The sequence below is a fragment of the Mesorhizobium sp. M0060 genome (genome assembly GCF_040323155.1).
Taxonomy (GTDB): Bacteria; Pseudomonadota; Alphaproteobacteria; order Rhizobiales; family Rhizobiaceae; genus Mesorhizobium.
On sequence record NZ_JAMYUP010000002.1, the window covers coordinates 1 to 21,943 of the forward strand.

A 21,943-nucleotide genomic window follows, 5' to 3' on the forward strand; every position below is an offset into this window, starting at 1 on the left:
TGTCCAACCCCGTAGAAAAGTTGGACATTCACCGCCGCAAGGCTCTGAAAGAAAAGGGAAATTAGATGAAGGTGGTACGCCCAAGGGGAATCGAACCCCTGTTCCCGCCGTGAGAGGGCGGTGTCCTGACCGCTAGACGATGGGCGCGTTCAAGAACCGGCGATATAGGCTGACGGCCGGGAAAAAGCAACTAGCCTTCGGGCTGCCGATCGCACCGGCGAAATATCTGCTGCAAGCCTAGCGTTTTGGCTCGATCAGGTCCCAGAGATTTCCATAGAGATCGGCGAAGACCGCTACAGTGCCATAGGCTTCATGGCGTGGCGCCTCGCGGAATTCGACGTCCTTTTCGAGCATCAGCGCATGGTCGCGGGCAAAATTGTCGGTTTCGAGGAACAAAAAGACCCGGCCGCCGGTCTGGTTGCCGACGACGCCCCCTTGCGCATCGCCGGATGCTTCTGCCAGAAGCAACCGCGCACCCTGCCCGTTGCCCGGCGTGATCGTGACCCAGCGTTTGCCGCCGCCGAGGTCGACATCTTCGGCGATGACAAAACCCAGCCGGTCGACATACCACGAGATCGCCTCGTCATAGTTTGCGACGACGAGCGCGACCGTGGCAATGCTGCGGTTTTCGGCAAAACCGGTCATCTGTTCCTGATCGAAAAACGGCCGACGATGCGGCGTTCGGTAATATCATAAACGAAAATGGCACGGCTGCCGTCGGCAAGCTCGGCATCGATCGAGAGGCGATTGCCGGAAAGCGACTGACTGATCACCTTGGCGCCGACCGGCAGCACGATGTCGCCGCTGACCGGCTCGCCGGCCGGGACCTGGACGTCGCTCGTCAGCGGCGGGGCGACAGGCGGCGCGTTGCGCGCTTTGTAGACAAGCGCCGCGATCACCACCATAAGGGCGAGGAACAGCAGGCCGAGATTGATGGCGACGAAGCGGACGAGCTTCCTCCGCACCTTTTCGACCTCGGGGTCGAGCGGCTTTTCCTCGTCTTCGTCGGCAAGCGGCCGGGCCATGGCAGCAGATTCCGGAACTGTTTTCGATGAGCGCTCATAGCGAAGAGGTCAGACAATTAATAGGGGCCGGACCGATCGTGCTGGAGGCGGGCGCCGATGCCGCCGGCCAGCGGCTCGACCAATGGCTGGCGGCCAAGCTCGGCCCCGACATGTCGCGCAGCCGGGTGCAGATGCTGATAAAGCAGGGCGCGGTCAGGATCGGCGGCAGGCAGGTCGAAGAGACGAAGCGCAAGATGGCACAAGGTGACAGCGTGTCGGTCGACATGCCGGAGCCTGAACCGGCGGCGCCGCAAGGCGAAGATATTGCGCTGGACGTCCTCTACGAGGACAACGCGCTGATCGTCATCAACAAGCCGGCCGGGCTGGTCGTACATCCCGGGGCCGGCAACTGGACCGGTACGCTGGTCAACGCGCTGATCCATCATTGCGGCGACAGCCTGTCCGGCATCGGCGGCGTGAGACGGCCGGGCATCGTCCACCGCCTCGACAAGGAGACCAGCGGCGTCATGGTCGTCGCCAAGACCGACCGCGCCCACAAGGCGTTGTCGGAGGCCTTTGCCGACCACGGCCTGACCGGCAATCTCGAGCGCGCCTATCTGGCGTTGGTCTGGGGCATACCGGCAAGGCCGACCGGGACGGTCGACGCGCCGCTCGGCCGCGCCGCCGACCGGGTACGCCGTGCCGTAGTGCCGCAAGGCCGCGACGATGCGCGCCATGCCATAACGCATTTCACCGTCGTCGAGCGCTTTGGCGAGCAGCAGCAGGAATTCGCCACGGCGAGCCTGGTCGAATGCCGGCTGGAGACCGGTCGCACCCACCAGATACGCGTCCACATGGCCCATATCGGCCATCCGGTGATCGGCGACCCCGAATACGGCCAGGCTTTCCGCACCAAGGCCAATCGGTTGCCCGAGCCGCTAAGGAGCAAGGTAAAGGCGTTTCCGCGACAAGCTTTGCACGCCCGCCTCCTTGCATTTCGCCATGCCGATACCCATCTAACGATGAGGTTCGAAGCACCGATACCGTGGGACATGGAGGAACTCGTCGACGGCTTCCGCAAGCTCTGAACCAACCACCTGAAAACCTGACCGGCGTTGTTCACTTCAGCGTGACACACTGTTTCGTGTTGAACAAATGCCTGTCTTTCTGGTTTTGTTCCTATATATGTCGGTTGGCGCGAATGTGCCTTTGGCATTCGTGCCACATGCCCGCCGCGTTTCGGGGGCATCACTCCAGTAGAGAGGGGGCGCTGTCATGGCCCAGTCATTACCCAGTATCGTTTCCGGCGAAGGCGGTCTCAGCCGCTACCTGGAAGAAATCCGCCGCTTTCCGATGCTTCAGCCGCAGGAAGAGTACATGCTCGCCAAGCGCTACGCCGAGCATGAGGACACCACGGCTGCGCACAAGCTCGTCACCAGCCACCTTCGGCTCGTCGCCAAGATCGCCATGGGCTATCGCGGCTACGGCCTGCCGATCGGCGAGGTGATCTCGGAAGGCAATGTCGGCCTGATGCAGGCCGTCAAGAAATTCGAACCGGAGCGCGGCTTCCGTCTGGCCACCTATGCCATGTGGTGGATCAAGGCCTCGATCCAGGAATACATCCTGCGCTCGTGGAGCCTGGTCAAGATGGGCACCACCGCCAACCAGAAGCGGCTGTTCTTCAACCTGCGCAAGGTGAAGGGCAAGATCCAGGCGCTCGACGAAGGCGATTTGAAGCCCGACCAGATCACCGAGATCGCCACCCGGCTGAACGTCTCGGAAGCGGAAGTCGTGTCGATGAACCGCCGCCTGTCGGGCGACGCCTCGCTCAATGCGCCCATCCGGGCCAGTGAAGGCGAGTCCGGCGAATGGCAGGACTGGCTGGTCGACGACCACGAAAGCCAGGAAGAGATGCTGATCGAGCAGGACGAGCTGGAAAACCGGCGCGGCATGCTGTCCGGCGCTCTTGCCGTGCTCAACGACCGCGAACGCCGCATCTTCGAGGCGCGCCGCCTCGCCGATGAGCCGTTGACGCTGGAAGAGCTGTCGGCCGAATTCGATATCAGCCGCGAGCGCGTGCGCCAGATCGAGGTGCGCGCCTTCGAGAAGGTGCAGGACGCGGTCAAGGCCGCGGCCAAGCGCCAGATGCAGGCGCTGCGCACCATTGAGGCGCAGCCGGCGGCGTAAGGCCTTCCGATAGAAACAAATAACGGCGGCGTCAGGTAACTGGCGCCGCCGTTTTTAATGGGTCCTCCGACTGCCGGGAGAACTGTCCCTTGGTGCCATATCTAGCTGGGGTTGCCGGTTCCGCCGCGCCTTCACGAACGCCCGATCCGTCGCCATAAACCGCTCAATCATCGGTGTGACCAGCTGGCCGGCTCTGGGGCGACAGGAAGCCGGCGAATACTCTCATACCTGTGTCTGCGTTGGCCCTCGAAGGCATGCTGGTTGAGATCGACGTGATCGCTGCGGTTCCACGGTCAAAGGCGTTGATAGACTGGGCGGCAGTGTCGGTTATTTGCCCGCTCCATGGGACGCGCTACCGCTTCACCAAAGATGCCGGCGGGTCCGCTCGCTATCGCGTTCGCAAACGATCTCATTCACAGCGGCATTATAGCAATTTTCCCCAAGCCCTGGAAACCGCAACGCTGCAAGTTGTGGCGGCAATGTTCCGGCGCCGACACGGGCTGCCGTCGCAAAATTCCACGACGCGGCGCTTGCGGCGGGCGGGCGCGACAATGGGCCGCCGGGCTGCGCTGGGCAGTTGAGCTCGTCTGTTTGGAAACGAAAGGCGGTATGACGATGACGATTTCTCCGTTTCTCACCGCTCTCGGATCCGAAGGTCCCCCAGCCGACCGAGCGAAAGACATGGACCTGTATGGATGGCTAATCGGAAGTTGGGAAATGGACTCGGTCCACTACCTCGACGACGGCACAATCCAGAAATGGAATGGAGAATGCCATTTTGGCTGGGTGCTCGAAGGCCGCGCGATTCAGGACGTTTGGTTCAGGCCCAAGCGCCCTGCGCCGTCCACGATGTATGGCACGACTTTGCGCATCTTCGATCCTGGGATCGATGGCTGGCACATCATATGGAACGACCCGCTCAACCGAGATCACTCGCGCCAGATCGGCCGGGCCGAGGGCAAGGATATTGTCCAGCTCGGCAATGACTCGCGCGGTCTGAAAACTCGATGGCGTTTCACGGAGATCACTGACAACAGCTTCCATTGGATCGGCGAGGAAAGATCTTCCGAGAGCGAGCCTTGGCAAATCACGTATGAACATCTAGCCCGCCGAACAAAACCCTGACGCTGGACTGGCTGGCGTCTGCGCCGCTCCTCATCCGGCTGCCGCCACCGTCTTCCCGTACGGGACCTATCGGATTCAAACGTCGCAAAAATCGATCAGGATCAATACTTAGGTGACCATCGCAGGGCGATGAGCGGCGGCGCCGAGTTTGCAATAGAGTTGTGGCGCCAGCGATCCATCTCATCACAGGCAATCCAACGGAAACTTCAAATACCGGCGCCCGTTGGATTCCGGTTCCGGCAAACGTCCGCCGTCCATGTTGACCTGGAGCGCGTGCAGGATCAGCCGCGGCATTGGCAATGTTCTGTCGCGGGCCTCGCGGAGCGCGACGAAGTCGGCTTCCATCTTGCAGGCGGCAAAATGGATGTTGCCAGCTTTCTGCTCCGCGACCGTGCTTTCCCACCGCGCTTCGCGGCCGCCCGGCTGGTAGTCGTGACCGACGAACAGACGTGTCTCGTCCGGCAGGGCGAGGATGTCCTGGATCGAGCGCCAAAGCCGCTGGGCGCTGCCGCCGGGAAAATCCGTCCTTGCTGTACCGCTGTCCGGCATGAACAGCGTGTCGTGGATGAAGGCGGCGTCGCCGATGACGTAAGTGATCGAGGCCAGCGTGTGGCCCGGCGAAAACAACACCCGTGCCGGAAGGCCGCCGACCGAAAATGTAGCGCCGTCGGCGAACAGCCTGTCCCATTGCGAACCGTCGGCGGGGAATTCCGGCCAGTTGTAGATCACCTTCCACAATTTCTGGACGTCGACGACCTTTTCGCCGATTGCCGTCGGCGCTCCGGTTCTCCCCCTCAGATAGTGGGCGGCGGAGAAATGGTCGGCATGCGGATGTGTGTCGAGGATCCACTCGACCTCCAGTCCGCTTTCCCTGACGAAGTCGAGCAGGGCGTCGGCGTTTTTCGTCGACGTTGCACCGGACCTTTCGTCGAAGTCGAGCACCGGATCGACGATGGCGCATCGGCGCGTCGCCATGTCGGCGACCACATACTGGACGGACCCGCTCAGCTTGTCATAGAAGCCGGTGACCTGCGACCTGGCCGATAATGCGTCCAATCCCAGCCCCCTTGATCCTCACCGTGGCAGGAATGACTTTCTCTGCCACGGCAAATGAAAGGCATGGTTGTCCGTCAACCAGGCGCCGTCAAGCATCCCATGCTCATACGGCCAAGAAAACCGAAAATTCTCCGTGCCGCCTCTGCCTGCTCAGGAAGGCTGCTTGGTTTTCCTGAGATATGGCAGGATTGTCTCGTAGGCGCCGAAGCGCTTGATGGCATCCTCATTCGAGACGGCAGCGGTGATGATGACGTCCTCGCCCTGCTTCCAGTTCGCCGGCGTCGCCACCTGGTGCTTGGCGGTCAGCTGCATGGAATCGATGGCGCGCAGAATTTCGTCGAAGTTGCGGCCCGTCGTCATCGGGTAGGTGAGAACCAGCTTGATCTTCTTGTCGGGTCCGATGACGTAGACCGAACGCACCGTGGCATTGTCGGCGGGCGTGCGGCCTTCCGAGCTCTCGCCGGCACCCGCCGGCAGCATCTCGTAAAGCTTGGCGACCTTGAGATCCTTGTCGCCGATCAGCGGGTAGTTCACCGAATGGCCGGTCGCGGTCTTGATGTCGTTCTGCCACTTTCCATGGCTTTCGACGGGATCGACCGAGATGCCGATGATCTTGACGTTGCGCTTCCTGAACTCGCCTTCGAGCCCGGCCATTGTGCCGAGTTCGGTCGTGCAAACCGGCGTAAAGTTCTTCGGATGGCTGAACAATACCGCCCAGCCGTCGCCGATCCATTCATGGAAGCTGATTGGTCCTTGCGTGGTCTCAGCGGTGAAGTCCGGTGCGATATCGTTGATACGAAGGCTCATGGCGTGTCCCTACCCTGTGAGTGCAGATCGCAGCCGGCGTTGACCGGCGCTGCTTTTGCCTTTCTATCACTCCGGCGTCATCCTTCAAACGCCTGTTGCGCCGGCATCAAGGCCGGCGGCGAAATATTTTCATTGCTTCTCGGCAAATGCAGCAGGAATTTTTGCTGCGCTGGCTCAGGCCTTGTTCACTGCCAGCGTCGTCGCCAGGTCTTCCATGCGCTGGGCCAGCGCGCCGAGCGCCCCGGTCAGCACGGAATCGTTCTTGTCGGCCTTGGTCAGTGCGTCGTCGCGCGTCTTGCGCAGCGTCAGCACTTCGCTTTCCATGCCCTTGACCCGCTTTTGCAGTTCCGAAAGCTCGTCCATGACCATGATGCCGGCCATCACGGTCAGCCGCTGGTCGCCGATCTCGCCAAAAGAATCTTTCAGATGCGAGACATAGCGGTCGAAGCGCTCGGCGAGGTCGATCAGATGCTCTTCCTGGCCCTCGTCGCAGGCCATCCGATACTGCTTGCCGTCGATGGAAACCGTGACTTGTGCCATTTGCCTACCTGTCCAGTACCGCGCGGATGGTTTCCATGGCTGTCACCAGCCTTCGCGACACTTCCTTGTTGGCATCTTCCAGCCGTTCGGCGCGGGCCTCGGAATTGTCGAGTTCCTGCGCCAGCCGCGAGCGGTCGGCGTTCATCCGCTGCACTTCGGCCTCGGCTTCCGAATAGTCTCGCTCATGCTCGAGCTTGGCCGCGACGGCGTTTTCCAGCCCTTCGATAGCCTTACCCAGCCTGGCAATGACTTCCTTGAGGGTCGTTTCCCCGGTCATGGCTTTCGTCCTGCGCCCTGCCCATCACCGAATCATTCACGTTCAGAACGCGTTATCCCTGAAACATTACGCGCCGTGTGAACCGCACGTCAATAAAGCTGTCGCGACTGTCCCCTGCTAACGCTAATGTACTGGCGCATGGCCATCACAAGACCGGCAAAAGCACACCGATTTGTTGACTAAAAGGCCGCGCCTGCTATGTGTCGCGCACCCTTTTCAAGGGCTCTCCCAAGGCCCCAAACCCCCATTTTGGAGGAAGCATGACCTCGCGCGAACAACATGACCGGATGGCCAATGCGATCCGTTTTCTCGCCATGGACGCCGTCGAGAAGGCAAATTCCGGCCACCCCGGGCTGCCCATGGGCTGCGCCGACATCGCCACTGTGCTGTTCACGCGCTTTCTGAAATACGATCCGAAGAACCCGCATTGGCCGGACCGCGACCGCTTCATCCTGTCGGCCGGCCACGGCTCGATGCTGCTTTACTCGCTACTCTATCTGACCGGCTACGAAGACATCACCATCGACCAGATCAAGCAGTTCCGCCAATTGGGATCGAGGACCGCGGGCCACCCGGAATATGGCCATGCCGCCGGCATCGAGACGACGACCGGCCCACTCGGCCAGGGTCTCGCCAATTCGGTCGGCTTCGCGCTCGGCGAGCGCATCATGAATGCCGCTTTCGGCAACGACCTCGTCGACCACTACACCTATGTGCTGGCCGGTGACGGCTGCCTGATGGAAGGCGTGTCCCAGGAAGCTATCGCGCTTGCCGGGCATCTGAAGCTGAACAAGCTGATCGTCTTCTGGGACAACAACAACATCTCGATCGACGGCCCGGTATCGCTGGCCGACAACACCGATCAGGTCGCCCGCTTCCAGGCATCCGGCTGGAATGCCAGCCATATCGACGGCCAGGACCCGGAAGCGATCGCTTACGCCATCGAAGCGGCCCGCCACTCCGACAAGCCGACGATGATCGCCTGCAAGACGACCATCGGCTTCGGCGCGCCGACCAAGGCCGGCACCAACAAGGCGCACGGCTCGCCGCTCGGCGCCGAGGAAATCGCCGGCGCCAGAAAATTCTTCGGCTGGGATTATCCTCCCTTCGAGGTTCCGGCCGATATCCTCGACGCATGGCGTACCGCCGGCCAGACCGGCGTCAAGGCACGCACCGACTGGGAAAGCCGCCTTGCCAAGGCCGATGCCAAATTGCGCGGCGAGTTCGAACGCCGCACCAGTGGCATGCTGCCGGCCAACTTCGACGCTGTCATTGGCGATTACAAGAAGAAGCTCGCCGCCGACAAGCCAAAGGTCGCCACCCGCAAATCGTCGGAAATGGCGTTGGAGGTCATCAATGGCGCCGTGCCCGAAACCATCGGAGGCTCGGCCGATTTGACCGGCTCCAACAACACCAAGACCAGCCAGACCAAGAACATCACTGCCGACGATTATGGCCAGCGCTATGTCCACTACGGCATTCGTGAGCACGGCATGGCGGCCGCGCTCAACGGGCTGACGCTGCATGGCGGCATTATCGCCTATGGCGGCACTTTCATGTGCTTTTCCGATTATGCCCGTCCGGCGATGCGGCTTGCCTCGTTGATGGGCATCCGCTCGATCTTCGTCATGACCCATGATTCGATCGGCCTTGGCGAAGACGGCCCGACCCATCAGCCGGTCGAGCATCTGGCAGCACTTCGCGCCATCCCGAACCACAATGTCTTCCGCCCGGCCGACGCGGTCGAAACCGCGGAATGCTGGCAGTTGGCCATTGAGTCGGAAAAGACGCCTTCGACATTGGCGCTGACCCGGCAGAACCTGCCGACGGTACGCAACGACTTCGTTGCGGAAAACCTCAGCAGCCGCGGCGCCTATGAACTTGCCGCCGCCAGCGGTGAAGCCGCGGTGACGATCTTCGCTTCGGGCTCCGAGGTCGAGATCGCGCTGGCCGCCCGCGAGGCGTTGGAAAAGCACGGCCATGCGACCCGCGTCGTCTCGGTGCCGTGCTTCGAATTGTTCGATAAGCAGAGCGCCGACTATCGCAGCAGAACGATCGGCAATGCGCCGCTCAAGATTGCCATCGAAGCCGGCATCCGCCAGGGCTGGGATCACTTCATCGGCACCGACGGCATCTTCATCGGCATGACCGGCTTCGGCGCCTCCGGCACCATCGAACAGCTCTATCCGCATTTCGGCATTACCGCCGAAGCAACGGTGCAGGCGGCGGAAGCCTGCCTGCACCGCAAATGAAAGTGAGCCCCGACCGGCAAAGGCTGGCATAGCGGTTTTGCCGGCCGGTGGAGCACTAATCGATTTAAATCCGAGCCTCGGCGGCTGGATTCTTTGCCCGTCCGCCGTTATGAAGCTGCGGACTTGATCTTCGGCCTCCAACTCCCAGGGAGAGAACAATGACCGTCAGAGTTGCCATCAACGGATTCGGCCGCATCGGCCGCAATATCCTGCGCGCCATCCACGAATCTGGCCGCAAGGATATCGACGTCGTCGCCGTCAACGATCTCGGCCCGGTCGAAACCAATGCGCATCTGCTGCGCTTCGACAGCGTGCATGGCCGCTTTCCGCATGAGGTGACGGTGGACGGCGACCAGATCATCGTCGGCAAGGAAAAATTCAAGGTCACCGCGATCAAGGATCCGACGCAACTGCCGTGGAAGGAACTCGGCATCGACATCGCGCTCGAATGCACCGGCATCTTCACCGCCCGCGACAAGGCCGCCGCCCATCTCACGGCCGGCGCTAAACGCGTTCTCGTCTCCGCCCCAGCGGAGGGTGCCGATCTGACCGTCGTCTATGGCATCAATCACGACAAGCTGACCAAGGACCACATCGTCATTTCGAACGCCTCCTGCACCACCAACTGTCTGGCGCCGCTGGCGGCCGTGCTGAATGAGGCCGTCGGCATCGAGAAGGGCATGATGACGACGATCCATTCCTACACTGGCGACCAGCCGACGCTGGACACCATGCACAAGGACCTCTACCGCGCCCGCGCCGCGGCGCTGTCGCAGATCCCGACCTCGACTGGCGCCGCCAAGGCCATCGGCCTGGTACTGCCCGAGCTCAAGGGCAAGCTCGACGGCATCTCCATCCGCGTGCCGACCCCGAACGTCTCGCTCGTCGATTTCAAGTTCATCGCCAAGCGGCCGACCACCGTCCAGGAAATCAACGACGCGGTAATCGCCGCTTCGAACGGCAAACTGAAGGGCATCCTCGCCGTCACCCGTCACCCCAATGTTTCGATCGACTTCAACCACGATCCGCATTCCTCGATCGTGGCGCTCGACCAGACCAAGGTCATGGACGGCAACTTCGTTTCGGTGCTGTCCTGGTACGACAATGAGTGGGGCTTCTCCAACCGCATGGGGGATACCGCCGTCGCCTTCGGCAAGACCATCGCCTGATCGCAGAATCGTCTTCTCGATTTTGAAACGCCCGGCTCCGTCCGGGCGTTTTTCGTTGTAACGCGATCGTCGGAAGCAGGCTCCCGTGCCAGGAGCGCGAGATGCGCCAACCGTCCGCAAATCAGCGGCATAGGGCAAAAAACCACGTCGCCGCCTTGCAGCGGCCATGTCTTCGCCCCACTCTCCCGTGATGCCGGAGGCATACCGATTAGAGGGGGCGATCAACGAATGGAGCATGGGATCTATCTCGTGACGCTGGTTGGCGCAGCGCTTGTCGTTGCCGCCGCGTTTTCGAGCCTGATCGCCTTCCGCTTCGGCGCCCCTCTCCTGCTGCTGTTTCTCTGCATCGGCCTCGCCACCGGAACCGACGGTCTCGGCATCCACTTCGACAATGCCCGGTTTGCTTATTTTGCCGGCTCATTGGCACTGGCGGTCATCCTCTTCGATTCCGGCTTCGGCACGCCGCTCAACGCCTTGCGACAGGCGGCCGGGCCGGCGCTGTCGCTGGCGACCTTCGGTGTCCTTTTGACCACTGGCCTGTTCGGCGCCGCCGCCTATTATTTGCTCGACCTGACATGGCTGGAATCCTTCCTGCTCGGTGCCGCCGTCGCCTCGACCGACGCCGCGGCGGTGTTCTTCCTGCTGCGCGCCGGCGAGATCAATTTGCGCGAGCGCGTACGTTCCACCCTCGAGGTGGAATCCGGCACCAATGACCCGATCGCCATCTTCCTGACCATCACGCTGGTCGAGGTCATCGCCGCCAACACCCACCCCGAGGCCAAGGTGCTGGTCACCGATCTTGCCGTCGGTTTCCTTGTCAACATGGGGCTCGGCGCTGTCATCGGCATTCTCGGCGGCATGGCCATCGTGCGCCTTGTCGATCGCCTCAATCTCGATCACGGCCTGCTGCCGATCTTCGTGCTGACGCTGTCGCTGATGGTGTTCGCTGCCGCCGGCGCCGTCGGCGGCTCCGGCTTCCTGGCAGTTTATCTCGCAGGCCTGATTGCCGGCAATTCCGATATCCGCGCCGTCACTATTCTCAAGCGCTTCCAGGACGGCATGTCGTGGCTGGCGCAGATCATCATGTTCCTGATCCTCGGCCTGTTCGCGACGCCTTCGCAATTTCCGGCGATCCTGGTGCCGGCGGTGCTGCTCGGCCTGTTCCTGATATTTGTGGCACGGCCAATCGCCGTCTGGCTCTGCCTGATGCCGTTCCGTCTGCCGCGCCCGGAAGTCGCCTTTGTCTCCTGGGTGGGCCTGCGTGGCGCCGTGTCGATCCTGCTTGCCATCACGCCGCTGCTCGGCGGCCTGGAGAACGGCCGCCTCATCTTCAACACCGCCTTCATCATCGTGCTGGTCTCGCTGGTCATCCAGGGATGGACCGTCGGACCGCTGGCGCGCCGCCTCGGCCTGATCGTGCCGGCCCGCCTGGGACCGCTCGACAAGGTCGAATTGGAACTCCCGGGCTCCGCCCATCACGAGCTTCTCGCCTACCGCGTGGCACCCGGCAGCCCGGTGGCGCGCGGCGAACGCATTCCGCGCTGGGCGCGGCCGTCGCTGGTGCTGCGCGACGGACGCTCGATGCGCTTCCAGGACATGGGCCGGCTGGCGGCCGGCGACCACGTCTACATCTTCGTGCCGGACCGCTATCCGCGCTTGCTCGACAAGCTGTTCGCCAGCCGTGCCGTGGTCGATCCCGAGGACGCGGATTTCTTCGGCGCCTTCGCCGTCGATCCGTCACGCTCCGCCGAGGAACTGGAGACCGCCTACGCGCCGGGCCTGACCGAGGCGGAACGCAAGCTCACCATTGGCGATCTGGTCACGGCGCGACTCGGCCGCCACGCCGAATATGCCGACCGCGTGCTGCTCGGCCCGATCGAGCTGATCGTCCGCGACGTCGACGACAAGGGCAGGATCACCGGCCTTGGCCTGTCCTTCGAGCCGACCGCGCCGGTGGCGCGCGTTCCGGTGTTCCTCAGCGCCGGCGAAATCCGCGACCGCATCGCCGCCTTCATCCGCAACCGGCGCAAGCCGGCCGAAGCGCAGGCGGACGAGGCGGCGGCCGAGCCGGAACCGGTTCCGCAGCCGGTGGTGGAAAAGACAACTGGCGAAGGCTGACCGCTGTCGACCCGAGCCGCGGAACCCTGCCGCCGAAGAATGGCTCGAGTGGATGCCGGAACGGTCCGAACGGGAGCTGAGGCATCCCGAGCTGGGTACGATAAGAGCGTGGAATGATTTCCGGCGCGATCCCGCTGCCGGCGTCATCACTTACTCGACTGGCGTGGCGAGCCATATGGTCCGACATCGCCGGAAATCATCCCGATCGGCCGGCTGCGCTAAGGCATTTGGCCTAACAGTCGCCAATTCTCCGTGGCTCACGGCGCGCCACAGGGAGCAGCTCTAATTGTTGCGGGCCGCCACGAATTTCGCTGCTTGCTTCAGAAGCGCGGCGTGTTCGCCATAGGGCTCGAGCAGCGCATGAGCCTGGTCGACGAGGCCCTGGAGTTGGTCCCGCGCCCAGTCCGGTCCGTGCAGCGCGACCAGCGTCGCCTTGCCGGCCGCGGCATCCTTGCCGGTTGCCTTGCCCATCTGATGCGCGTCGGCGGTCAGGTCGAGCAGATCGTCGGCAAGCTGAAAGGCAAGCCCGATCGCAGAGCCGAACTCGGCCAGCCTTTCGCGGTCGCCCGACGGCGCGCCGGCAAGGATGGCGCCCGCTTCGCAGGCAAAGCGGATCAGCGCACCGGTCTTCATCGCCTGAAGCCGGATGATGCCAGCCTCGTCCGGCCGGCTTTGTTCGGCCTCAAGATCGAGCATCTGGCCGCCGACCATGCTGCCCGCCCCTGCGGCGCGGGCCAGTGCCAGCACCAGCGCTGCCCTGCGCTCGGCCGGCAGCATTGTCGCCTCGTCGGCAAGGATGTCGAAGGCAAGCGTCAGCAAGGCGTCGCCGGCAAGAATGGCGGTCGCCTCATCGAAAGCCCTGTGCACCGTCGGCTGGCCACGGCGCAAATCATCGTCGTCCATGGCCGGCAGATCGTCATGGATCAGCGAATAGCAATGCACGCATTCGAGCGCCGCCGCGACGCGCAGCGCCGGCTCGCCGTCGGCTGAAAACAGTGCAGCACTTTCCATAACCAGGAAGGGACGCAGTCGTTTGCCGCCGTTCAGCACGCCATGTCGCATTGCCGTCATCAGGCGTTCGGGCCGCGCGATCTCGCCTGAAAGCGTGCGTCCGTCGAGCAGCTGTCTCAGCAGCACCTCGAGCGGAGCTGCCCGGGCAATAAGTGCGGCCTCGAACGCCATTTGGTCGTCTTTCGTCATGGCCGGGAGCGGTAGCCGACACTCAGACGTTGCGCAAGAAGCCAAGCGCCATTATGCCGGGGCAGGGAGTAGCGCGGATTGGGTAGTTTGGCGGAACCGATCGTCGATCACGAAACCGAAGGGTTGGACATGGCGAGACCGAGACGCGGCAGCCGCATCGGTCTTCAACGCTGGGTCCGGCGCGGCATCGCCGTCGCCACCGTGCTGGCGCTGGTGCCGGTGGTGCTGACCTTCCTGTACCTGCCGTCATTCGTGCATCCGGTGTCGACATTGATGCTGAAGGACCTGGCGACGTTTTCGGGCTACGATCGGCGCTGGGTTTCTATCGACGATGTCGCGCCGGTGCTGGCATATTCGGTCATCATGTCGGAGGACGGGCAGTTCTGTTTCCATCGCGGCGTCGATCTAGGCGAGTTGCGCGGCGTCGTCGACGATGCGCTCGCCGGCGAGATGACGCGTGGCGCCTCGACCATCACCATGCAGACGGTAAAGAACCTTTATCTATGGTCGCGGCCCCTGGGCTCGGTCCGTAAGGTCGTCGAACTGCCGCTGGCCGTCTATTTCGATGCGGTGCTGTCGAAACGGCGGATCATGGAGATCTACCTCAACATCGCCGAATGGGGGCCGGGCATCTACGGCATCGAGGCCGCCGCCCAGCACCATTTCGGCGTCTCAGCAAAACAGCTGTCGCGCCGGCAGGCAGCACTGCTTGCAGTCGCCTTGCCGAACCCGATCGCGCGCAATCCGGCGAAGCCCGGGCCGGGACTGAGGCGGCTTGCCGCGTTGATCGAACGGCGCGCGGGCCGGGCCGGCGCCTATGTCGGTTGCCTGCGATAGTGTCAAAAAAAATCACGGCGACGCTGGCCAAAACGCCGTCAGGCGTGTATAGGCACCCGACTTTCTCAGATTCCGGCCCCTGATGTGGCCCTTTCACGAGGGCAGCGGGGGCGTTTTGACCATGTAGTGGAGCATATCCATGGCCGTTCCGAAACGAAAAACCTCTCCGTCGAAGCGTGGCATGCGCCGTTCGGCCGACGCACTGAAGGCCCCGACATATGTCGAGGACAAGAACTCCGGCGAGATGCGCCGTCCGCACCATATCGACCTGAAGACCGGTATGTATCGCGGTCGCCAGGTTCTGGAGCCGAAGGAAAGCTGAGAGAGCTTTCGACGGTTTATGATTGCAAAGACCGGCCACTGGCCGGGCTTTTTGCGTTTGTGACCACTGATCATATCGGCCGGGGGCTGACATTGTTGTTTCACGCCGTCTTTGTCCGTGTTTGCGGGCCGCACGAAAATTCTTGACGGCGAACGCCGCGGGCATTCTACAAAGATCAGTCCAACCGGAGCCGCCACATGTTCGGTGCCATTCCGCTGCTGATCGTGCCTTTCATCCTCTACAATCTCGGGCTTCTGGGAATATTCGGCAGCGGCGACGATCCGTGGGCGACCGAAATGTTTTCGGTCCGGATGATGTCGGGCGGGGTGTTCTCGATGACCCTCGGCGATCTCATCGTGTTGATCGCACTGATCTTCTTGTTCGTCGAAGTGGTGAAGTCGACGCGAACAACGAACGCCTCGATCATGGACCACCTTTTGTCGACCTTCGTTTTCGTGGCGTATCTGGTCGAGTTCCTGCTGGTGAAGGGCGCCGCCCATACCGTCTTCTTCACGCTGATGGTTATAGCACTGATCGACGTGCTGGCCGGCTTTTCGGTGTCGATGCGGTCGGCCAGCCGCGACATCAACATGAATTAAAAGCCTTGGCTCAGCCTGGATCGGCGCTGAAGCCGGCCGCCTCAATGCCGGCGATGGCAGCTGCCTCGTCATTGTCCGACGTGTCGCCGGAAATCCCGACGGCGCCGATGACAGCGCCGGCTTTGTCGCGGATCAGCACGCCACCGACGACCGGCAGGACGCGCCCGCCCGACACGTCGGAAACGCCGGCGATCAGATGGGGGCGCTCCTTGGCGAAGGCTTCCACCCGGCGCGAGCCCATGCCGATAGCGAGCGCGCCATAGGCCTTGCCGGCCGACATTTGCGGACGCAGGAACGAGGCGCCGTCCTGACGCTGGAACGCGACCAGATGGGCGCCGGCATCGAGCACCGAGACGCCCAGCGGCCTGAGCTTGAGCTCAGCACCCCTGGCGAAGGCAGCATCGATGATCTCAATGGCTTTATCGAGCGTCAGTTCGGTCATGGCAGTCTCCTAAACGCATCAGTCATCGACCGGCAGAACAGATCCCAGTGAAACTGTTTCGCGTACGAAAGGAAGCTATGCGTTCTGGGGAGCGCCGGGCCTACTTCTTCTTGGCGCGAGGCTTCTTCACCGGGGCCGGAGGCGCATTGGCCAGGTCTTCCGCTTCCTTGGCGAGGCGCAGCGCCCGCAGCTTGTTGGTTTTGGCCTGGCGAGCGTCGCTCTCGGCGACATATTCCGCCATCGCCTTCTGGCGAACCGTAGCTGCCTCTTCCTGTTTCTTGAAACGCAAATCGGCCCGCGCACGGGCAGTATCCTTAGAGTTCTCGACCAAGAGCGTTATCCAATCCCGTGAATTATTTTCAGCCCCCTTGATAGCAGAGCCAGCCCTTAATTGGGAAAATAAGTTGATCACGGCGCCGGATCGCAGCCAACTCGCTGCGCCTTGCGGGCGATCACCGCATCGTATCCGGCCTGCAAGGTCGCACGGACGGTGGGTCCAGATGGCGCGGGAGACGTGCCCAGATGCTCGTGGCGCAGCTCGTTCATGAACTGCTCCCACATCGGCGGGCCGCCTTTTTCCAGAAGCTCGGCACGGATCGAGAGCTCGTCGCTAACCGGCAGCCAGACGCGGCCCCAGGCGCCGAGATGCGCCAGGATCGGCACCAGCGTAATCGCCATTTCAGTCAGGCTGTAGATCGCCTTCTGCTTGTGGGAGGGATCGTCCGCCTTGGTCAGCATACCGAGCTCCATCAGCCGCTTCAGCCGGTCGGCGAGGATGTTGGAGGCAATGCCCTCCACCGAGCCGTTGAGCAACTCGCGAAAGTGGCGTCTGCCGCCGAAGATGATGTCGCGAAGGATGATCAGGCTCCACCGGTCGCCGAACACTTCGAGCGACAGGTTGATCGGGCATCCGGACCGGCGATCGATGTTCATGCGAATCTCCAAAAACCGGTTGCATTATCGTATCGGTTTTAATATCGTGCAACTGATTGCAAAATGCAATCGGATTCGGAGCGCAAGGAGGAAAGCCGTGAGAAATGCGAAACAACCCGAAATCGTGTCCCAGACATTCGGCGATCCGGCACATCCGGCGGTACTGTTGATCATGGGCGCCATGGCTTCCATGCTTTGGTGGCCGGAAGCGTTTTGCCGGAAGCTGGCCGGCGAAGGTCGCTTCGTGATCCGCTACGACAATCGCGATACCGGCCGTTCGACCAAATACGCACCGGGCGAGCCGCCTTATACATTCGACGACATGGCAGGCGATGCCATCCGCGTCCTTGACGACCATGGAATCCGAAAGGCGCATGTGGTCGGCATGTCGATGGGCGGCATGATCGCGCAGCTCGCTGCGTTGAAATACCCGTCGCGTGTCATTTCGCTTACGGTGATCAGCAGCTCGCCCTTAGGCATCGATACGTCGCATCTGCCCGGAACCACCGAGGCCTATAGGATGCATTCGGCCGAGGGCGCGAAGGTCGACTGGTCGGACCGCCGCCAGGCGATCGATTTCATCGTCAAAGACGCGCGTGCGCTCGCCGGCACCGCGCATACCTTCGACGAGCAGCGAACGCGGGCTTTCGTCGAACAGGATTACGACCGGTCCGGTGGTTTTCTAAGCGCGACCAATCATTTCATGCTCAAGGGCGGCGGGCAGGACTGGAAGGGGCGGCTGCGCGATATGAAGACCCCGCTCCTCGTTGTCCACGGCACCGACGATCCGATCTTTCCGGTCGAGCATGGCGCTGCTCTGGCCGACGCGGTCGCCGGCGCAAGGCTGGTCCGGATCGAGGGCGGCGGCCACGAGCTGCATCCCGATGATTGGGCCGCGATCGTCGATGCCATCGTCACCCACAGCCAAGGCAGTAAATAGCGGGCCGAACCCGGACATCGGATGTCCGCGAGACGAACCACCAAAGGAACGAGCAAAAACAATGTCCCTGACGATGCATTTTCATCCGCTGGCCTCCTTCTGCTGGAAGCCACTGATCGCGCTCTATGAGAACGGCACGCCATTCACATCGGTCGTCGTCGACCTCGGCAATGAACAGTCGCGCGCCGCGTTCCTGAAATTATGGCCGGCCGGCAAGATGCCGGTGCTGCGCGATGATGCGCTGGGCCGGACCGTGCCGGAATCGACGATCGTCATCGAATATCTCAACGCGTATTATCCCGGACCGGTCGAGCTGATCCCCGCCGATGTCGATCTCGCCCGCCAGACCCGGCTTGCCGACCGCTTCTATGACTTCTACGTCCAGGAACCGATGCAGAAGATCGTCGTCGACCGCCTGCGGCCGGAAGGCAAGACCGATCCGTTCGGCGTCGAGGAGGCACGCGCCCAACTGCGCAGCTCCTACGCCATCATCGAACAGGACATGCAGTCGCGGACATGGGCGGTGGGCACGAGCTTCACCATGGCCGATTGCGCCGCCGCCCCGGCGCTGTTCTACGCCAACAAGGTCGAGCCGTTCGGCGACAGATATCCCGCGGTGAGACGCTATCACGACCGGTTGTTGCGGCGCCCGTCGGTTGCCCGTGTGATCGAGGAAGCGCAGCCTTATTTCAAGCTCTTCCCCTACAACAATGGCTAGGCCCGATGCTGCATGAGCTGCTCGACGCGCTGACGACACCTCTCAGCTTCCGGGTGTACCGAGCTGCTCCGCATCCCAGAACTGGTCGAGCCAGATGTTGAGCTTCAGAAAGCCGGCATTGCTGACCGTATAGACGCGCCTGGTGCCTTCCGGCTTGGCGTTGACCAGCCCGGCATCAAGCAGCACCTTCAGGTGCTGCGAAACGGCCGGACGGGACACCGGCAAGCCGGAGGCCAGTTCGTTGACGGTCTTCGGTCCGCGCCGGAGCTCTTCCAAGAGATAGCGCCGGTTGGGATCGGCAATCGCCATGAAGGCGTCGGAAAGCATCATGCCTTATTTGTGGGGCAAAGCGTCTCGAATCTCAACCGTCGGTTTCAGCTTTTCTGCGCGGGTCGAGCCGTAACGCTTCCGGCGTCACCGAGCGGTCGGCCGGCTGGGTCTTGAAGGCATCGCGGCCTTCGATCGGCACCGGCGCGCGACGGCTGATGCGCAGCAGCGTGTAGCCGGCCAGGCAGAGATGCGCGAGCGCAGTAGCCAGGAACAGCCCCTCGGGACGCATCCAGCCCATCAGGCCGGCGGCCAGCAGCGGACCGATCATCGTGCCAAAGCCATAAAGCAGCAGCAGGCCGCCCGACACTTTGACGAAATCTTCCGATCGGGCATGGTCGTTGGCATGCGCCACCGCGATCGAATAGAGCGTGTAGGCGAAGGCGCCGTAGGCGGCGGTGCAGACGATGACGAAGACGCCGGAGCGCGGTTCGAACAGGAAGATGGCGATGGCGAACAGCGCAGCGCCGAACGCCGCGCCCGCCAGCACGAAACGACGGTCCGTCGTGTCGGAGAGCCGCCCGGCCGGAAGCTGCATGGCGGCGCCGGCAATGACCACGAGGCTCATCATCAGCGCGATCTCGGCCGTCGAGATGCCGATGCGAGCTCCGTAGACGGCACCAAGTGTACCCCAGGCGCCGTTGGCGATGCCGATCAGCACGCAGGCGATCGCCGAGACCGGTGAATTGACATAGAGCCCTTTGACGTCGAGCGACACGTCCTGCAGCGGCTTGGGGTGCGACGCCGTCGAGACCGCCGTCGGGATCAGCGACAGGCAGAACAGAATCCCGGTGATCATGAACAGCGAGGCCGACTTCACATCGCCGCCGGCAACGATCATCTGACCGCCCATGATCGAGGCATAGGTGACCATCATATAGAGGCCGAAGACGGTACCGCGGTTTTCGTTGGTGGCCTTCTCGTTCAGCCAGCTTTCGATGACCATGAAGGCGCCGGCCATGGTGAAGCCGGTGAAGGCCCGCAGCAGGATCCAGGTATATTCGTCAATGATCAGGCCGGTGAGCAGCGCGACGATCGCTCCCGACGCGGCAAAGGCGCCGAAAGCCCTGACATGACCGGCACGGCGCACGATGCGCGGCGCAAAGAAGCAGCCGGTGACAAAGCCGCCGGCCCAGGCTGTGCCCATCAGGCCGAGTGATGCCGTCGAGAAGCCTTCCAATTGGCCGCGCAACGGCAGCAGCAGCCCGTGCAGTCCGGATGCCGCAAGGAGGAACGCGGTGCCGCGCAGCAGCGAGAGGATCGGTCTGTAGCTTGCGAACATTTTTCAATCCGGCTGGAGTTCGGGGCACAGGTCTGGAGACAGCCGCATTCGGGCTTTTCGGCGGCATGCCCCAGCTTTTGGAATTACTCTCAGAAACTATCCGCGGCGAAACAGCGCCTCTGCCGCCGACTTGGTGGAGCCCTTGGTCTTGAGCTCGGCTTCCAGCCGCGCAATCTCGTCGCGCAGGATGCCGATCCGTTCGGACAATTCATCGACGGAAAGCAGCGACAAATCCTGGCCGATCTCGTGCGGGCGCGCTTTTTTCTTGGGTTCGTCGTCGAAGATCGCCATCGTCGCTCCTCCGTGCCCATTTGCCTGATTTGCCAATGAGCATACATAGGGCAACGGCGCTGATGCAAATAGCCGGCAAGAAATCGGCGAAATACGACGGGACAATTCATGGTGAGCGGACAGAAAATTCCGGCGAAGATGACGGCGATCGCAATCTCGGAACCCGGCGGGCCGAGAGTGCTGAAACCGGAAATGCGCGACGTGCCGGTACCCGGCCCCGGCGAGATCCTGATCCGGGTGCGTGCCGCCGGTGTCAATCGGCCGGACATACAGCAGCGCAAGGGCGCCTACCCGCCGCCCCCCGGAGCATCAGATCTGCCGGGCCTCGAAGCGGCGGGCGAAGTCGCCGCCCTTGGTGACGAGATATCGCGCTGGCGCGTCGGCGACCGGGTCTGCGCGCTGACGCCGGGCGGCAGCTATGCCGAATATGTCAAAGTCCACGCCGGCAGCGTGCTGCCGCTGCCCGCCGGCTTTACCCACACCGAAGCGGCGGCAGTGCCCGAAAACTACTTCACCGTCTGGCACAATGTGTTCGAGCGCGGCGGCCTGAAGAGCGGCGAGACGCTGCTCGTCCATGGCGGCTCCTCCGGCATCGGCACCACCGCGATCCAGCTTGCTTCCGCATTCGGCGCCTATGTCGTCACCACCGCCGGCAGCCAGGAGAAGTGCGACGCATGCCTGAAGCTCGGCGCCGACCGGGCGATCAACTATCGCCAGGAGGATTTCGTCGCCGCGGTCAAGGAAGCAACCGCTGGCCGCGGCGCCAACGTCATCCTCGACATGGTCGGCGGCGACTATGTGGCGCGAAACCACGAGGCCGCGGCTTTCGAAGGCCGCATCGTCCAGATCGCCACGCAGGCCGGGGCGGTGGCCAGCGCCGATTTCTCGAAGATCATGGTCAAGCGGCTCATCCATACCGGTTCGACGCTGAGGCCACGCACCGTCGAGTTCAAGGCGGCAATCGCCGCCGCGCTGGAGGCGCAGGTGTGGCCGCTGCTCGGCACCCGCAAGGTGGCACCCGTCATGGACATGATCTTCCCGCTCAAGGAAGCCTGGCGGGCGCATGAGCGGATGGAGGACGGTGAGCATATCGGCAAGATCGTGCTCGATGTCGCCTGACGGCCGGCAAACAGACTGAACGAAAGCTTAATTGTGCAATGCAACAAACGCATTGCGGCCATGCAAAAGCGTCTGTTCAATTTTTCATCGCCGATGCCTATTTGAGTGGCATCGAAACGATGGAGGACTACCATGAACCCGATCCGCGCTTTCCGTAACTGGCGCATGTACAATGAAACCGTGCGCGAACTGAACCGGCTGAACGCTCGTCAGCTCAACGACCTCGGCATCAACCGCGGCGACATCGAGAGAATCGCCCGCCAAGGGCTTTGATCTCGAGCATGATCTCGCCCGACGACCGGGCGCTGCTTTTCTGCAGCGCCGAGTCGCGGTTCGGGATCAAGCCTTAGAAGCCAGAGCCGCCGCAGACGGATTTCCGTCGCCGGTTCCGAGCCCGC

27 protein-coding genes and 1 tRNA gene are annotated in these 21,943 nt (G+C 62.6%); 13 read left to right on the plus strand and 15 right to left on the minus strand.

From position 1 onward, the window contains the following. Positions 1–72 precede the first annotated feature (72 nt). The 3 genes from NKJ94_RS02215 to NKJ94_RS02225 form a co-directional block, all read right to left on the minus strand. Positions 73–147: transfer RNA gene (locus NKJ94_RS02215), tRNA-Glu, on the minus strand. 90 nt (positions 148–237) lie between these two features. After that, a complete protein-coding gene (locus NKJ94_RS02220) occupies positions 238–645 on the minus strand; it encodes a VOC family protein (RefSeq protein WP_352522778.1) in 408 nt (135 codons plus the stop codon). Further along, positions 642–1,025, minus strand: coding sequence for a fimbrial protein (locus NKJ94_RS02225; RefSeq protein ID WP_352522779.1), 384 nt, complete (start codon positions 1,023–1,025; stop codon positions 642–644). Before NKJ94_RS02225 ends, NKJ94_RS02220 begins: the two co-directional genes overlap by 4 nt. Before the next feature lie 26 nt (positions 1,026–1,051). Here NKJ94_RS02225 and NKJ94_RS02230 point away from each other — a divergent pair, with 26 nt between their 5' ends. Together NKJ94_RS02230 and rpoH are read left to right on the plus strand one after the other, a co-directional pair. Beyond that, the gene (locus NKJ94_RS02230; protein ID WP_352522780.1) at positions 1,052–2,092 is read left to right on the plus strand and encodes an RluA family pseudouridine synthase; all 1,041 of its coding nucleotides are present in this window, start codon (positions 1,052–1,054) and stop codon (positions 2,090–2,092) included. Positions 2,093–2,279: 187 nt separating this feature from the next. Continuing rightward, positions 2,280–3,191 carry an RNA polymerase sigma factor RpoH gene (rpoH, locus tag NKJ94_RS02235; protein ID WP_023720954.1) on the plus strand — a complete coding sequence of 304 codons (912 nt, stop codon included), beginning with the start codon at positions 2,280–2,282 and terminating at the stop codon, positions 3,189–3,191. A 54-nt stretch (positions 3,192–3,245) separates the two neighbouring features. Here rpoH and NKJ94_RS02240 read toward each other — a convergent pair whose 3' ends face one another. After that, positions 3,246–3,374: a DUF2274 domain-containing protein gene (locus NKJ94_RS02240; protein WP_352523063.1), complete on the minus strand. Its 129-nt coding sequence runs from the start codon at positions 3,372–3,374 to the stop codon at positions 3,246–3,248. 534 nt (positions 3,375–3,908) lie between these two features. On the opposite strand from NKJ94_RS02240, the gene NKJ94_RS02245 reads away from it, so the two are divergent. Beyond that, positions 3,909–4,316 carry a hypothetical protein gene (locus tag NKJ94_RS02245; RefSeq protein WP_352522781.1) on the plus strand — a complete coding sequence of 136 codons (408 nt, stop codon included), beginning with the start codon at positions 3,909–3,911 and terminating at the stop codon, positions 4,314–4,316. Positions 4,317–4,499: 183 nt separating this feature from the next. On the opposite strand, the gene NKJ94_RS02250 is transcribed toward NKJ94_RS02245, so the two are convergent. The 4 genes from NKJ94_RS02250 to NKJ94_RS02265 form a co-directional block, all read right to left on the minus strand. Next, positions 4,500–5,372, minus strand: coding sequence for an MBL fold metallo-hydrolase (locus NKJ94_RS02250; RefSeq protein WP_352522782.1), 873 nt, complete (start codon positions 5,370–5,372; stop codon positions 4,500–4,502). 150 nt (positions 5,373–5,522) lie between these two features. Beyond that, on the minus strand, positions 5,523–6,179 hold the full coding sequence (locus tag NKJ94_RS02255) for a peroxiredoxin (protein WP_352522783.1): 657 nt from the start codon (positions 6,177–6,179) through the stop codon (positions 5,523–5,525). Between the two features lie 174 nt (positions 6,180–6,353). Next, on the minus strand, positions 6,354–6,719 hold the full coding sequence (locus NKJ94_RS02260) for a cell division protein ZapA (RefSeq protein WP_254816554.1): 366 nt from the start codon (positions 6,717–6,719) through the stop codon (positions 6,354–6,356). Positions 6,720–6,723: 4 nt separating this feature from the next. Continuing rightward, on the minus strand, positions 6,724–6,996 hold the full coding sequence (locus NKJ94_RS02265) for a DUF4164 domain-containing protein (RefSeq protein ID WP_006200774.1): 273 nt from the start codon (positions 6,994–6,996) through the stop codon (positions 6,724–6,726). A 260-nt stretch (positions 6,997–7,256) separates the two neighbouring features. Between NKJ94_RS02265 and tkt the strand changes: the two genes are divergently transcribed. The 3 genes from tkt to NKJ94_RS02280 all read left to right on the plus strand — a co-directional run bounded on the left by tkt (position 7,257) and on the right by NKJ94_RS02280 (position 12,535). After that, a complete protein-coding gene (tkt, locus tag NKJ94_RS02270) occupies positions 7,257–9,248 on the plus strand; it encodes a transketolase (protein ID WP_352522784.1) in 1,992 nt (663 codons plus the stop codon). Positions 9,249–9,406: 158 nt separating this feature from the next. After that, positions 9,407–10,417 carry a type I glyceraldehyde-3-phosphate dehydrogenase gene (gap, locus tag NKJ94_RS02275; RefSeq protein ID WP_352522785.1) on the plus strand — a complete coding sequence of 337 codons (1,011 nt, stop codon included), beginning with the start codon at positions 9,407–9,409 and terminating at the stop codon, positions 10,415–10,417. Positions 10,418–10,645: 228 nt separating this feature from the next. Then, the gene (locus NKJ94_RS02280) at positions 10,646–12,535 is read left to right on the plus strand and encodes a potassium/proton antiporter (protein ID WP_352522786.1); all 1,890 of its coding nucleotides are present in this window, start codon (positions 10,646–10,648) and stop codon (positions 12,533–12,535) included. Between the two features lie 282 nt (positions 12,536–12,817). On the opposite strand, the gene NKJ94_RS02285 is transcribed toward NKJ94_RS02280, so the two are convergent. Continuing rightward, positions 12,818–13,735, minus strand: coding sequence for a polyprenyl synthetase family protein (locus NKJ94_RS02285; protein ID WP_352522787.1), 918 nt, complete (start codon positions 13,733–13,735; stop codon positions 12,818–12,820). Positions 13,736–13,813: 78 nt separating this feature from the next. Here NKJ94_RS02285 and NKJ94_RS02290 point away from each other — a divergent pair, with 78 nt between their 5' ends. The 3 genes from NKJ94_RS02290 (at position 13,814) to NKJ94_RS02300 (ending at position 15,493) form a co-directional block, all read left to right on the plus strand. Further along, the gene (locus tag NKJ94_RS02290) at positions 13,814–14,572 is read left to right on the plus strand and encodes a transglycosylase domain-containing protein (protein WP_352522788.1); all 759 of its coding nucleotides are present in this window, start codon (positions 13,814–13,816) and stop codon (positions 14,570–14,572) included. Positions 14,573–14,711: 139 nt separating this feature from the next. After that, positions 14,712–14,894, plus strand: coding sequence for a 50S ribosomal protein L32 (gene rpmF / locus NKJ94_RS02295; RefSeq protein ID WP_006203806.1), 183 nt, complete (start codon positions 14,712–14,714; stop codon positions 14,892–14,894). Positions 14,895–15,091: 197 nt separating this feature from the next. After that, the gene (locus tag NKJ94_RS02300) at positions 15,092–15,493 is read left to right on the plus strand and encodes a hypothetical protein (protein WP_352522789.1); all 402 of its coding nucleotides are present in this window, start codon (positions 15,092–15,094) and stop codon (positions 15,491–15,493) included. A 10-nt stretch (positions 15,494–15,503) separates the two neighbouring features. Here the strand turns inward: NKJ94_RS02300 and NKJ94_RS02305 are convergent, their stop codons facing one another. From NKJ94_RS02305 to NKJ94_RS02315, 3 genes are all read right to left on the minus strand, one after another. Then, positions 15,504–15,935 (minus strand): GlcG/HbpS family heme-binding protein, encoded by a 432-nt coding sequence (locus tag NKJ94_RS02305; RefSeq protein ID WP_352522790.1) that lies wholly within the window; start codon positions 15,933–15,935, stop codon positions 15,504–15,506. 100 nt (positions 15,936–16,035) lie between these two features. Then, positions 16,036–16,266 carry a hypothetical protein gene (locus NKJ94_RS02310; protein ID WP_023678501.1) on the minus strand — a complete coding sequence of 77 codons (231 nt, stop codon included), beginning with the start codon at positions 16,264–16,266 and terminating at the stop codon, positions 16,036–16,038. A 77-nt stretch (positions 16,267–16,343) separates the two neighbouring features. Beyond that, positions 16,344–16,868 (minus strand): winged helix-turn-helix transcriptional regulator, encoded by a 525-nt coding sequence (locus NKJ94_RS02315; protein WP_352522791.1) that lies wholly within the window; start codon positions 16,866–16,868, stop codon positions 16,344–16,346. Between the two features lie 97 nt (positions 16,869–16,965). On the opposite strand from NKJ94_RS02315, the gene NKJ94_RS02320 reads away from it, so the two are divergent. Together NKJ94_RS02320 and NKJ94_RS02325 are read left to right on the plus strand one after the other, a co-directional pair. Beyond that, positions 16,966–17,808 (plus strand): alpha/beta fold hydrolase, encoded by an 843-nt coding sequence (locus NKJ94_RS02320; protein WP_352522792.1) that lies wholly within the window; start codon positions 16,966–16,968, stop codon positions 17,806–17,808. Between the two features lie 61 nt (positions 17,809–17,869). Next, on the plus strand, positions 17,870–18,526 hold the full coding sequence (locus tag NKJ94_RS02325) for a glutathione S-transferase family protein (RefSeq protein ID WP_352522793.1): 657 nt from the start codon (positions 17,870–17,872) through the stop codon (positions 18,524–18,526). Positions 18,527–18,568: 42 nt separating this feature from the next. Here the strand turns inward: NKJ94_RS02325 and NKJ94_RS02330 are convergent, their stop codons facing one another. The 3 genes from NKJ94_RS02330 to NKJ94_RS02340 form a co-directional block, all read right to left on the minus strand. Next, positions 18,569–18,856, minus strand: coding sequence for an ArsR/SmtB family transcription factor (locus NKJ94_RS02330; RefSeq protein WP_352522794.1), 288 nt, complete (start codon positions 18,854–18,856; stop codon positions 18,569–18,571). Positions 18,857–18,887: 31 nt separating this feature from the next. After that, positions 18,888–20,135, minus strand: coding sequence for an MFS transporter (locus NKJ94_RS02335; RefSeq protein ID WP_352522795.1), 1,248 nt, complete (start codon positions 20,133–20,135; stop codon positions 18,888–18,890). 96 nt (positions 20,136–20,231) lie between these two features. Further along, positions 20,232–20,426 carry a DUF1192 domain-containing protein gene (locus tag NKJ94_RS02340; RefSeq protein ID WP_023678495.1) on the minus strand — a complete coding sequence of 65 codons (195 nt, stop codon included), beginning with the start codon at positions 20,424–20,426 and terminating at the stop codon, positions 20,232–20,234. Positions 20,427–20,534: 108 nt separating this feature from the next. Between NKJ94_RS02340 and NKJ94_RS02345 the strand changes: the two genes are divergently transcribed. Continuing rightward, positions 20,535–21,545, plus strand: a complete 1,011-nt coding sequence (locus NKJ94_RS02345) for an NAD(P)H-quinone oxidoreductase (protein ID WP_352522796.1) — start codon at positions 20,535–20,537, stop codon at positions 21,543–21,545. Between the two features lie 132 nt (positions 21,546–21,677). Next, a complete protein-coding gene (locus NKJ94_RS02350) occupies positions 21,678–21,818 on the plus strand; it encodes a DUF1127 domain-containing protein (protein WP_023720976.1) in 141 nt (46 codons plus the stop codon). Positions 21,819–21,943 lie beyond the last annotated feature (125 nt).

Bases quoted from the DNA above. Each gene is read 5' to 3' on its own strand.
- NKJ94_RS02220 (WP_352522778.1), bottom strand. From the start codon at position 645: ATGACCGGTTTTGCCGAAAACCGCAGCATTGCCACGGTCGCGCTCGTC.
- NKJ94_RS02225 (WP_352522779.1), bottom strand. From the start codon at position 1,025: ATGGCCCGGCCGCTTGCCGACGAAGACGAGGAAAAGCCGCTCGACCCC.
- NKJ94_RS02230 (WP_352522780.1), top strand. From the start codon at position 1,052: ATGAGCGCTCATAGCGAAGAGGTCAGACAATTAATAGGGGCCGGACCG.
- rpoH (WP_023720954.1), top strand. From the start codon at position 2,280: ATGGCCCAGTCATTACCCAGTATCGTTTCCGGCGAAGGCGGTCTCAGC.
- NKJ94_RS02245 (WP_352522781.1), top strand. From the start codon at position 3,909: ATGGACTCGGTCCACTACCTCGACGACGGCACAATCCAGAAATGGAAT.
- NKJ94_RS02255 (WP_352522783.1), bottom strand. From the start codon at position 6,179: ATGAGCCTTCGTATCAACGATATCGCACCGGACTTCACCGCTGAGACC.
- NKJ94_RS02260 (WP_254816554.1), bottom strand. From the start codon at position 6,719: ATGGCACAAGTCACGGTTTCCATCGACGGCAAGCAGTATCGGATGGCC.
- NKJ94_RS02265 (WP_006200774.1), bottom strand. From the start codon at position 6,996: ATGACCGGGGAAACGACCCTCAAGGAAGTCATTGCCAGGCTGGGTAAG.
- tkt (WP_352522784.1), top strand. From the start codon at position 7,257: ATGACCTCGCGCGAACAACATGACCGGATGGCCAATGCGATCCGTTTT.
- gap (WP_352522785.1), top strand. From the start codon at position 9,407: ATGACCGTCAGAGTTGCCATCAACGGATTCGGCCGCATCGGCCGCAAT.
- NKJ94_RS02280 (WP_352522786.1), top strand. From the start codon at position 10,646: ATGGAGCATGGGATCTATCTCGTGACGCTGGTTGGCGCAGCGCTTGTC.
- NKJ94_RS02285 (WP_352522787.1), bottom strand. From the start codon at position 13,735: ATGACGAAAGACGACCAAATGGCGTTCGAGGCCGCACTTATTGCCCGG.
- rpmF (WP_006203806.1), top strand. From the start codon at position 14,712: ATGGCCGTTCCGAAACGAAAAACCTCTCCGTCGAAGCGTGGCATGCGC.
- NKJ94_RS02300 (WP_352522789.1), top strand. From the start codon at position 15,092: ATGTTCGGTGCCATTCCGCTGCTGATCGTGCCTTTCATCCTCTACAAT.
- NKJ94_RS02305 (WP_352522790.1), bottom strand. From the start codon at position 15,935: ATGACCGAACTGACGCTCGATAAAGCCATTGAGATCATCGATGCTGCC.
- NKJ94_RS02315 (WP_352522791.1), bottom strand. From the start codon at position 16,868: ATGAACATCGATCGCCGGTCCGGATGCCCGATCAACCTGTCGCTCGAA.
- NKJ94_RS02325 (WP_352522793.1), top strand. From the start codon at position 17,870: ATGTCCCTGACGATGCATTTTCATCCGCTGGCCTCCTTCTGCTGGAAG.
- NKJ94_RS02330 (WP_352522794.1), bottom strand. From the start codon at position 18,856: ATGATGCTTTCCGACGCCTTCATGGCGATTGCCGATCCCAACCGGCGC.
- NKJ94_RS02335 (WP_352522795.1), bottom strand. From the start codon at position 20,135: ATGTTCGCAAGCTACAGACCGATCCTCTCGCTGCTGCGCGGCACCGCG.
- NKJ94_RS02340 (WP_023678495.1), bottom strand. From the start codon at position 20,426: ATGGCGATCTTCGACGACGAACCCAAGAAAAAAGCGCGCCCGCACGAG.
- NKJ94_RS02345 (WP_352522796.1), top strand. From the start codon at position 20,535: ATGGTGAGCGGACAGAAAATTCCGGCGAAGATGACGGCGATCGCAATC.
- NKJ94_RS02350 (WP_023720976.1), top strand. From the start codon at position 21,678: ATGAACCCGATCCGCGCTTTCCGTAACTGGCGCATGTACAATGAAACC.